The organism is Flavobacterium procerum, from assembly GCF_042431625.1.
GTDB classification, from domain to species: domain Bacteria; phylum Bacteroidota; class Bacteroidia; order Flavobacteriales; family Flavobacteriaceae; genus Flavobacterium; species Flavobacterium procerum.
In genome coordinates, this window is record NZ_JBHLYW010000002.1 from 156060 (window position 1) to 167255 (window position 11196).

An 11196-nucleotide genomic window follows, 5' to 3' on the forward strand; every position below is an offset into this window, starting at 1 on the left:
TAATTTTTTAAACACATAGAAACATAGTTTCTCTTTGTCTACAAAGACGTTCCACTTGCATTAATACACATAGGCTATGTGTGAGAAACTAGTTTCTTTCTTTAATCTTTTTTTGAGTTAAATATAAATCTATGTTTCTATGTGTTTATTTTATTTTTTATTCATCCATTCCCCGGTGCAAAAGGAAATTTTAATGATTTAAAATACTCTAATGTCTGTGTCGGTTTTTCTACCCCAGCAGGAAGCTCTTTCCCAGAAAACTGCTGAAAATACAGCAAACACGCGTCACGCCACCACTTTGCTTCTTTATGCTGAATTTCGAGCAGCATTTTTACTTCGTTAAAACGTTCGCTATCGACATATTTTTCAGTCTCGTTCCAAACATCCTGCATTTCTCTAACCTGATTTACGCCTTCTTGATATTTCAGTGCCAAGCCATTCCAAAGCGTTTGTCCGTTTTTCAGTTTGTAATCCCATGAAAGATGATGAAACCACAAAAAATCTTTTTCTGGACAGGTTTCTAAATTATCAAAAAGTTTGGCAACTTCTGTAGCGTATTGCGTAACGGCATTTGTACCCGATTTTGATCTATCGAAACCAATTCCATTTTTGTCTGCTTTATGATAATAGGTCGGATTCCATTCGGGTCTTGACAAGTCAGAAACCCACGGCCCTGGTCCGTAATGATGTCCTGTATCCATAATATGATGCAAACCAAGCGGCGTCATATAATTGACAACTGCTTCACGCGATTCCATCATGATATTTTTTACTGTTTTAATGAAATTTTCATCGTTAGAAAATGTGCTTCTTAACCATTCATCTGCAATAATTTCAGAATCTAAATAAGGATTCCAAGCCAGTCTTCCGAAACCATACCAATTGACCTGTGCAAACGGATGTCCTGTCCAGTTTAAATCGTTTCCGATATTAGCGACACCGGCAATTCCCGTTAGTTTATTTTGATATAAAGTGCCGTCAATAACTTTGGCTACAGTTGAACCCTTTCCTTTTTGATAGGTATCAGATTCTAAAACTTCCTGAAACAATTTAGGCAGAAAAACCAAATGCGTGCTGAAACCCAAATATTCCTGCGTGATCTGAAATTCCATCATTAAAGGCGTTTTAGGCATTGCGCCAAATAGAGGATGAAAAGGTTCTCTAGGCTGAAAATCAATCGCTCCATTTTTGACCTGAACGATTACATTTTCTTTGAATTTTCCGTCGTAGGGTTGAAATTCAGCATAAGCCTGTTTAGCACGATCATTGGCATCGTGCTCTGAATATACAAACGCTCGCCACATAATGACACCACTAAAAGGAGCAACGGCATCAGCAAGCATATTGGCTCCGTCGACATGATTTCTTCCGTAATTTTGCGGACCTGGCTGACCTTCTGAATTTGCTTTCACCAAAAATCCTCCAAAATCCGGAATTCGTTTATAGATTTCTGTTGCTTTATTTTTCCACCACTGAATCACTTGGGCATCTTTAGGGTCTGCGGTTTTTAGATTTCCGATTTCAATTGGTGCTGAAAATCTCGCGGTTAAATAAACTTTTATTCCGTAAGGCCTGAAAACATTGGCCAAAGCTTCCACTTTTTCTAAATACTGTGGTGTCAGAATTAAAGCATTGGCGTTTACATTGGTCAAAACCGTTCCGTTGATTCCGATTGAAGCATTCGCTCTAGCGTAATCAATATAGCGCTGATCAATAAAATCAGGAAGCTTCTGCCAGTTCCAAAGTGAAAATCCTGCGTAACCTCGTTCTACCGTTCTGTCGAGATTGTCCCAATGATTGAGAATTCTGATATTCGTTTTTGGAGAATCAGCAATATTTAAATTTTGAACCGATTTATTGGTCTGCACTATTTTCAGGAAATTAAAAACTCCATATAAAACAGCAACATCAGTTTTTCCAGTAATGATGATTTGTCTTTTATTTTTAAAGGAAATGGATTTAATAATAAAACCTTCATCATTGATTTTAACCAAATCAGACTGCAGTTCGGTTTTGATTTGGGAACTTAAATTTGATTGAGAACCAACAATTAAATTGCACTCTCCTTTTATATCTGATTTGATTTCGGGAATATTTCCCAACATATCCAAAAATCCTGTTTTGAGTTCTTTTTCAGCAATTTTAATGGTTTCGGAATTTCCCAAAACAACAATGCTTTTAAAATTGTTTTTGTATTCTGAAACTAATGAAGAATTGGCAACTTTATTATATTGAAGCCACAATTTATAATCCTTTTGTGCCAAAGTTGAAAAGGAAATCAGAAAAAACAGGAAAACAAATCTCATTTTTGAAGTCATTTGGTTTTAATTTATTCTTTACAATCTTATTTTCACAATACCAGCATTTTGTTTTCATTAAAAAGTATTTGATAAAATTTTAATTCAAAAAATACATTATTCTAAATAAAACAACAATTGCAATCGGTTGCGTAAAAATATAAGATTACTGTTTAAGAAAAAAATTAAACGTGTCTTTTTTTTCTAAAAAATTTCTATCATACCAGTTTATCAAACAATTTACATCAATTTTTGCTTTACCTTTTTGTTCTATTTGTTTTATTCATACACATTATACAGCTTGAAAATCTATTGTTTTGATTTACAAAACTGTATAACAAATAAAAGCAGGATAATTAAAAAAACTATCCTGCTTTAACGGGGTTTGATTTAGACTTTAAATCCTCAAATCATTATCTTTTATAATAAGCTACAATACTGGCTTTGGCTAAAGTCTGGTTCCAAAGATTAAATCCTACTACAGCGGGATTTGTATTTTCGTCTGTTCCCAATTTATCGGTTTTTAAAGCATAAACGGTGATGATATATTGATGATATCCGTGACCAACTGGTGGACAAGGCCCTCCAAATCCTTTGATTCCATAATCGGTAACGCTTTGAATGGCTCCTTTCGGAACAAGATTTTTAGTTCCAGCATTGGTTATCAATTCGTTTACATTTGCAGGAATATCAACTACAACCCAATGCCAGAATCCACTTCCTGTAGGCGCATCAGGATCGTACATCGTTACGGCAAAACTTTTAGTTCCTTCCGGAGCATTTCTCCATGATAACTGCGGAGACTGATTTTCTCCTGAACATCCAAATCCGTTGAATTCTTGAACTTTAGTTGTTTCCCCTCCCAAATCTTTACTGGTCAAAGTAAATGTTTTTTGTGCAAAAATCGATGTTGAAAAAATGGCTGAGATCGCCAAAATCATACTTAGCTTTTTCATTTTATCTGTTTTTAAAATTTTAAGCAAAGTTAGATTTGGAATGGCTGAAAAATTATCGGAAAAGGTTCAAAAACTGTTGCTAAAAGCTCAAATCGTTTTGTGATGTTTTGGCGTTACACCATATTTGGTTTTATAAGCCTGACTAAAACTGGAGAGGTTCTCATAACCGGCTTCAAAATAGACTTCAGATGGGCTTTTTTCCTGACTCAGCAAGTAATGTGCATATTCGAGTCTTTTGTTCTGGAACCATTTTATAGGCGACTCCGAATAATATTTTTCGAATTCTCTTTTAAAAGTAGAAACACTCATATTGCACAAAAAAGCCAATTCTTTTAAAGTCAGTCTACTTAAATGGCTGTTTTCGATAATTCTAACGAATTTTCGAGAAGCGTTGTCGTTATTTGCGGTTAACGAATACAAAAAATCGCTTCCGTATTGAGCCGTTAAATAAAGCATTATTTCTTCAAACTTAACCTCTAACAGTTTAGTCTGAATGCTTTTTGAAAGTTTAGTAATATCAGTCAAACTCTCTACAAAACGTTTTAAGAAATCATCATAATCAAAGGCATAAACCGATTTTGGTTGGATTGATTCTGATTTCTCCGATTCCATTTTTCTGATGAAACTATGAACCATTTCATTAGAAAAAAACAAAAGAATACTTTTATATCCAGAAGCTTCAGAGATTCGTTTTTCTGTCATCAAACAATTTCCGGATCTCATGACAATAAACTTCGATGGCGTAATAGACAACGCTTGATCATCAAAAATAACCTCTTTGGTTCCTTCAATCAAAAAACTGATTATATTCTGATTTAAGATAATCTGCTGTTTCGAAACGTCTTTAGAACTACTGTAGCCAACAACATGTACGTGTTGTGATGTTTCTAAATTCATTTCGTCCGGAAGTGTAATTGTTTTCATAAAAGTCAACGACTTATCAAACGAATGATAAGCCTTACTATTTAGAATGTTTTTGATTTTATTTTTGGGTAGATTCTCTCGCGAGGACTTCTGTATTTAAAAAAGTAATCTCTTTGGCATCGTCATTTTTAGCCGATTTCAAATTCTTAATGATGATTTCTGCGGCGGCTTTTCCCATTTTTTCTGCAGGATGCGTTATTGTGGATAAATTAGGATCGATAATCTGCGAAATCGGATCATTGTTAAAACCAATTACTTTAAAGTCTTCCGGCACTTTCAGACCTCGTTTTTTTGCAGTCTGAACGGCACTTACGGCCAAAATATCTCCTGGCGCAAATAATCCATCGGGAATTGGATCTAAATCGAATAAAGCATTGCTTGCTTTTACGCCATCTTCGTAAGTAACCGAATTTAGATTGATAATCAGTTCTTCTTCTACTTCGATATTATGATCTTTTAAGGCTTCTATATAGCCTCTTTTTCTTTCGTTGTACAAATTACCTAATTCAGACCCCGCAGTTAAGTGTGCAATACGAATACATCCTTGCTCAATAAGATGTTTAGTTGCTTTATAACCCGCTGTATAATTATCGATAACAACTCTGAAAGTATTATAATTTTTCGGAACCCTGTCGACAAAAACTAACGGAATATTATTGTTGGAGAATTGATGAAAATGTGATGTATCACGCGTTTCCATAGCCAGCGAACAAATTACGCCGCTTACGCGATTGCTGTATAAAGATTTCGCCATATTTACTTCTTCTTCATACGAGTCGTGCGACTGCATAATGATTACGGTATAATCAGACTTTTGAGCCGTAATTTCGATTCCGCTGATTAGTGACGATAAAAAAGGCTGTGTAACAGTAGGAATCAAAACTCCAATAGTTCTGGTTTTGTTTCCACGCAAACCTGCCGCTAAAGTATTTGGTACAAATCCCATTTCTTCAGCCGTTTTCTTGACTTTTTTTATCGTTTTATCACTTATGGTGTGATGATCTTTTAAAGCTCTTGAAATAGTTGATGTTGCCAAATTTAGTCTCTCGGCAATATCATAAATCGTTACATGTTTGTTCTCTTCCATAAAAACAACTAATAGAAGATGTAAATATAGGTTATTTTCCCTCAAGAACATCTTTCGAAAAAAAAGCTGATTGAAACAAAAATGCCCTCAAAAAAGTAATCGAAGACATTTTCGCTTTTCAAAATCTATTTCTTAGGAATGTTATTCTTCTTGTCTTTCAATATCTTACCCTCTTTTGTAAACTCCAAATCAATTTTCCCAGTTAAATCAACGTCCAAATCTTTGTGGCCATAATCGATATGAGTGATTTTTTCCTTCGGATAATTTTTCGCAACATAATCCTTTATTTCCTTCGGAATAAATGCAGTCGGTATTGGTTTATCTCCGCCATCAACTTCTCGATACGATCCGTCTTTCCAGAATTCTACCTCTGTACCATCTTTCAGCTTAACTTCGTATCCTTTTTCTCCATGTTCAGGATCTTTTTGGGCTTTTTCTACCGTAGTATGGCTAAAATGTTTCTTTAAGAATTCTTGTGCCGGTTTTGGAAGTTCTGCAACTTCAATTTTCTTCTGTGCGCTGGCTGAGATTGTTAGGATAAACAATGTCATGACTAAAAATATTTTCGTTTTCATAATCTGATTTTTTAAGTATAGTCTCACTAATTTACTGCAAGAAAAAATGCATTCAAATGTTTTTAAGAAAGTTTTAGTCTTTTCAAACAATCACAAAACACTAACATACAACAAATTAAACATTAAATAAATATCAATTTATATCACAACTTGGTTCAAAAAAACTATTTTTAGAAATCTTTTTCTAATTCTTTTGTAGTACTTTTAGCATCTGTTAAAAAATCAATTTAATCTTATAAAATCCCAAATTTACAAGACTTAGAAACTACTCATTTTTCTGTTTGAGTATAAAACTTATTGTATGGAAATCTGGTTCAGAAGACTTTTTTTATTGCTCTTCGTCTTTTTATCATTTAGTCTGAATGCGCAGATTGAAAGTAAAAAGAAATCCTTTGTTTCCAAAAAACCAATTCCTGTCAAAAAGGACAAAAAGACACTTGCGCTTTATGATTTATACAACAAAGGCGAAGAAAAAAAAGCATATAAAAAGGCACATTTAATTCTAAAATCAAAAACAGACAATAGAGCTTTGGCACGAACAAATTTGCTTCTTGCCTATTATTTCAACAAAAGAGCGATAATCGATTCCTCAATTTATTACACTCATCAGGCTTTAAAATATAATACTGTTGTAAATGATTCTCTAAAAAATAGACTTTTTTCGCTGGGCTACAATCTCTTGGCAATTAATTATAAAAAAAGAGGTTTATTTAATGAAAGTAAAAAATGGCATATTAAAGGCATTGAAGCTTCTCAAAAGTACAACGAGAAAAATCTACTTTACACACATACTCATGGTCTTGCACAAGCTTATACTGAACTGGGGGATTATGCAAACGCCATAAAACTCTTCAAACAATGTCTTGAATGTAAAGACGATGACGAGATAATTCTTGGAAGTTACATTAACCTTGGGGATATTTATTCTCGCATGAAAGATTACGATAATGCATCTATTTTTTATAAAAAAGGAAAAATTCTCTGTGAAAAGACCAAAAACGATTTAGGAAAGACCATTATTCTATTAGGATTAGGAGAAAATTACCAAATCCAAAACAAACACCAAGAAGCCCTAAAAGCATTTGGCGAAGCGCTTACAATTGCTGATAAACAAGAACTGAATCAATTATCGGTCATTTCAAGAAGCAGCATTGGAAACAGTTATATTTCATTAAAAAAATACAAAGATGCAAAGTTGATTTTTTCTGAAGCGCTTCAAATGTCTGTTCACTTTGGATTACTGCAGAATCAGACTTACATTTATGATGAACTGAAAAAAATTGCCATTCACGAGGAGGATTATAAAAGCGCTTTTTCCTTTTTTGAGAAGACTACGCATTTAAAAGATTCAATAAATCAACTTCAGAAAATAAAAGAAATAAACGAATTAGAAATAAAATACAAAACGGCTCAAAAACAGAAAGAAATCGAAGTATTGCGTTTTGAAAATGAGGCAAAAAAACTAGCACTTGCCAATCAAGAAGAAGCTCTAGAAAATATGCTTCTACAGGAACAAATTTCAAAGAAAAATAATGAAAATACCATTTTGGCTTTTCAGAATGCTTCCAATAAAAAACGAAATGAGATTTCGCTTTTAAAGAAAGATCAGCAGCTAAAAACTCTAGAAATCAATCAGCAGAAAAAAACAAAACTTTTCACCATAGTCGGATTTTTAGTTCTTTTGGTACCCATCATCGGACTTTTATTTCAATATTATAAACGATTAAAGGCACAGCGTTTATTGAACAGCAAACAAGCCGAAATTAATCAACAGGAAATCAATACTATTTTAAGAGAGCAAGAATTAGAACTTATTAAAGCCTCAATAAGCGGTCAGGATAAGGAACGTGAACGAATTTCTCAAGAGCTTCATGACAGCATCGGTGGCAATTTGGCCGCCATAAAACTGCAGGTAAATCATTTAAATCCTTCTGACTTTTCTATGATTCAAAAAATTAGCATGCAATTAGACGATACATATCAACAAGTTCGCAGTCTATCGCATACACTTCTTCCTAAAAAATTCAGTCAGCACAAATTCCTAGAAGTTTTAGAATCTTATCTGGTCAACATCAGCCAAGCAAGTCAGATAAAAATTATCCTGCTTCCATATCCAAAAAATGAAATCAATAATCTGAAAGAAAACATTCAGATTGAAATGTTTAAAATGATTCAGGAACTTTTGACTAATACAATAAAACACGCCAAAGCTTCTGAAGTAGAAATTCAACTAAACTACGTAGAAAACATACTAAATCTTTTATTTGAAGATAACGGAATCGGTTTTGAAATGAAAAATCATTCAAAAGGCATTGGTTTTATCAATCTTGAAAATAGGATCAATAAACTAAAAGGATCTTTTGTAATTGATTCTAAACCTAAACGTGGTACAATTGTAAATATCGAAATTCCGATTTCGCATTCAAAAACTAAAACCAAAATAAAAGGCATCGATTTAAAAAATCAGCTTGATGAATTAAAAAGCAACTAATATATTTGTTAAATGAATACCATAAACCTACTTATCGCCGACGATCATACTATGTTTCTGCAAGGATTAATTTCTCTTTTAGTACAAGAATCAAATATTACTATTGTTGACAAAGCTATAAACGGGATTGAAGCTTTGGAAATTATAAATAAAGGTGTTGTAGACTTTATTATTTTGGATATCAGCATGCCAGATATGGACGGAATTGAATTGAGCAAAATTCTGCGTAAAAAACATCCGAACATTAAAATACTAATTGTCAGTACCCACAGCAATGTAATGATTATTTCGAGATTGATCAGAATCGGAGTAAATGGTTATTTATTAAAAAATGCCGAAAAAGAAGAACTCTTAAAAGCCATCAATACCATCGCCAACGGCGAAAACTATTTTGCAGAAGAATTGGCTGAAAAACACTCACTAAACAGTTCAAAAATCGAAAAACAGGTTTCTAACTTAACAGAACTCAGTTCTCGTGAAAAAGAAATCCTAATACTGATTGCCCACGAATACAATACTGCAGAAATTGCAGAGAAAACATTTATAAGCTTAAATACCGTAAATACGCATCGTCGCAATTTATTATCTAAACTAAATGCGAAAAATACTGCAGGTCTTGTAAAATATGCGGTCGAAAATGGTTTGGTAGATTAATTTTCTATCTAAAGTAGATTAGAAAACAATAGAAAAATTTTTTAGGTTCGTTTTCTATCAAAACCAAACCTGAATAATCCGGCACAACCCCCCATTGCTATGTTAGATTACTCAGGCTGGTAATAATAAAAAAAACAATTTCCTACTATCAAAACTTGATTGTAATTAAAGTTGCAAAATTATTATTTTAATATATTTAATAAATCATCATAAATAATGATTTTACTGTTCACCTCTTTTCATTTTCGACTGAGCGAATAAATTTCGTATTTTTAATAAAACTTAAAAATACGATTTATGCGTAAATTATTCTTATTATTTATAGCTTTAGCAATTGTTTCTTGTAAAAACGAAAGCCAATCATCATCTTTAAAAGATTATTTCACTTATAATGCTGAAGAAAAAGTGGAAGAAGCCGGAATAAAAATGATTCCCATTAAGACTCGTGCCGGAAATTTTAAAGTATGGACTAAACGACTTGGAAATAATCCAAAAATAAAAATTCTATTACTGCATGGTGGCCCAGCAATGACACACGAGTACATGGAATGTTTTGAAACATTCTTTCAACGTGAAGGATTTGAATTTTACGAATACGACCAACTTGGGTCTTACTATAGTGATCAGCCAAAGGACAGCAGTTTATGGACTATTGATCGCTTTGTAGATGAAGTTGAGCAGGTTCGAAAAGCTATTAATGCAGATAAAGATAATTTTTATGTCTTAGGAAATTCATGGGGAGGAATTCTGGCAATGGAATATGCTCTTAAACATCAGCAAAATCTAAAAGGCTTAATTGTCGCAAATATGGTTGCCAGCGCTCCAGAATATGGAAAATATGCTGATGAAGTTCTCGCTAAGCAAATGAAACCAGAAATTTTAAAAGAAATAAGAGATTTGGAAGCCAAGAAAGATTTTGAAAACCCACGTTATATGGAGCTTTTAATTCCAAATTTTTACCAAGAACATTTATGTCGATTAAAGGAATGGCCAGATGGCCTTAATCGCGCCAGCAAACATGTAAATTCAGAAATATATACATTGATGCAAGGACCAAGCGAGTTCGGAATTAGTGGCAGACTCGCAAAATGGGACATTAAAAATAGGCTTCATGAAATCGAAATTCCCACTTTAATGATTGGTGCCAAATACGACACAATGGATCCTAAGGCAATGGAAGAACAAAGCAAAATGGTAAAAAAAGGAGTTTATTTGTATTGCCCCAACGGAAGTCATTTAGCCATGTGGGATGATCAAAAAATATTTATGAATGGTGTAATTCAGTTTATTCATAATGTTGATCAAAACAAAATTTAAGACTGCAAATATAAATTAACGTATAAAGATAATTATGGCGTTCCCTCCGGGCCGGGCTGTCCGCTATATTCCCGATTAACAAAAACTACGGCCGAAAAAGCCTTGTTTTTCTAAATCGCGAGATGCCGCTCCCATCCCTAACGCATTGGATTATAAGAATGTTACGAAACTAACTAATATCTATACTTAATTTTTTACTGTTCAAAGGTTTTTGTGTTAATCCCCTTTTCTTCTCTTCAGATTATTCAATCTTTTTGCATAATCCTCAGCTTTTGAAGCTGGTTTCACTACATTTAAAAAAAACTCTATAAATGCAAAAAACTTCAATTAGCAGAGCCAATTGAAGTTTTTTTTAGTACTCAGAGCGGGACTTGAACCCGCACGAACATTGCTGTTCACTGGATTTTAAGTCCAGCGTGTCTACCAATTTCACCATCCGAGCATTATGTGGTACCTCCAGGGATCGAACCAGGGACACATGGATTTTCAGTCCATTGCTCTACCATCTGAGCTAAGGTACCTATTTTACTTATATCATTACATGAAATAAGAATAAAAAATCCCGATTAGTATAAATCGGGATTTCTAAAGAAAGGCGACGACATACTCTCCCACAATGATGCAGTACCATCTGCGCAGGCGGGCTTAACTTCTCTGTTCGGAATGGGAAGAGGTGAGCCCCGCCGCAATAACCACCTTAAGGCTGTTCGTTGCTTGGGCAACTTTTAATCATTAATTATCAATCATGAATTGTTAATCATCAATTAAGCAATATCTTAACATACTGAGATAAAGAAAAGAAGTATTTGTCTAGAAAGTTTCTTCTCCCGGCCGCAGCCGGGAGAAAAGGGCGTACATAAGCTTACGGATTATTAGTACTACTCGACTGTGACAT

8 protein-coding genes, 2 tRNA genes and 1 rRNA gene are annotated in these 11196 nt (G+C 33.7%); 3 read left to right on the forward strand and 8 right to left on the reverse strand.

The genetic code is table 11. From position 1 onward, the window contains the following. Positions 1–161 precede the first annotated feature (161 nt). From ACFFLS_RS02070 to ACFFLS_RS02090, 5 genes are all read right to left on the reverse strand, one after another. Positions 162–2306, reverse strand: a complete 2145-nt coding sequence (locus tag ACFFLS_RS02070; RefSeq protein WP_379685426.1) for an alpha-glucuronidase family glycosyl hydrolase — start codon at positions 2304–2306, stop codon at positions 162–164. A gap of 404 nt (positions 2307–2710) precedes the next feature. Further along, positions 2711–3253, reverse strand: coding sequence for a YbhB/YbcL family Raf kinase inhibitor-like protein (locus ACFFLS_RS02075; RefSeq protein ID WP_379685425.1), 543 nt, complete (start codon positions 3251–3253; stop codon positions 2711–2713). Positions 3254–3340: 87 nt separating this feature from the next. Next, on the reverse strand, positions 3341–4177 hold the full coding sequence (locus ACFFLS_RS02080) for a helix-turn-helix domain-containing protein (protein WP_379685424.1): 837 nt from the start codon (positions 4175–4177) through the stop codon (positions 3341–3343). A gap of 58 nt (positions 4178–4235) precedes the next feature. Continuing rightward, a complete protein-coding gene (locus ACFFLS_RS02085) occupies positions 4236–5264 on the reverse strand; it encodes a LacI family DNA-binding transcriptional regulator (RefSeq protein ID WP_379685423.1) in 1029 nt (342 codons plus the stop codon). Between the two features lie 125 nt (positions 5265–5389). Then, positions 5390–5839 carry a PepSY-like domain-containing protein gene (locus tag ACFFLS_RS02090; protein ID WP_379685422.1) on the reverse strand — a complete coding sequence of 150 codons (450 nt, stop codon included), beginning with the start codon at positions 5837–5839 and terminating at the stop codon, positions 5390–5392. Between the two features lie 301 nt (positions 5840–6140). Between ACFFLS_RS02090 and ACFFLS_RS02095 the strand changes: the two genes are divergently transcribed. The 3 genes from ACFFLS_RS02095 to ACFFLS_RS02105 all read left to right on the forward strand — a co-directional run bounded on the left by ACFFLS_RS02095 (position 6141) and on the right by ACFFLS_RS02105 (position 10301). Continuing rightward, the gene (locus ACFFLS_RS02095; RefSeq protein WP_379685421.1) at positions 6141–8330 is read left to right on the forward strand and encodes a tetratricopeptide repeat-containing sensor histidine kinase; all 2190 of its coding nucleotides are present in this window, start codon (positions 6141–6143) and stop codon (positions 8328–8330) included. A 12-nt stretch (positions 8331–8342) separates the two neighbouring features. Further along, positions 8343–8984, forward strand: coding sequence for a response regulator transcription factor (locus tag ACFFLS_RS02100; RefSeq protein ID WP_379685420.1), 642 nt, complete (start codon positions 8343–8345; stop codon positions 8982–8984). 297 nt (positions 8985–9281) lie between these two features. Beyond that, a complete protein-coding gene (locus tag ACFFLS_RS02105; RefSeq protein WP_379685419.1) occupies positions 9282–10301 on the forward strand; it encodes a proline iminopeptidase-family hydrolase in 1020 nt (339 codons plus the stop codon). Positions 10302–10657: 356 nt separating this feature from the next. On the opposite strand, the gene ACFFLS_RS02110 is transcribed toward ACFFLS_RS02105, so the two are convergent. From ACFFLS_RS02110 to rrf, 3 genes are all read right to left on the reverse strand, one after another. Next, positions 10658–10743: transfer RNA gene (locus ACFFLS_RS02110), tRNA-Leu, on the reverse strand. Between the two features lie 6 nt (positions 10744–10749). Then, positions 10750–10822: transfer RNA gene (locus ACFFLS_RS02115), tRNA-Phe, on the reverse strand. A gap of 69 nt (positions 10823–10891) precedes the next feature. After that, positions 10892–11001 (reverse strand): 5S ribosomal RNA (rrf, locus tag ACFFLS_RS02120). Positions 11002–11196 lie beyond the last annotated feature (195 nt).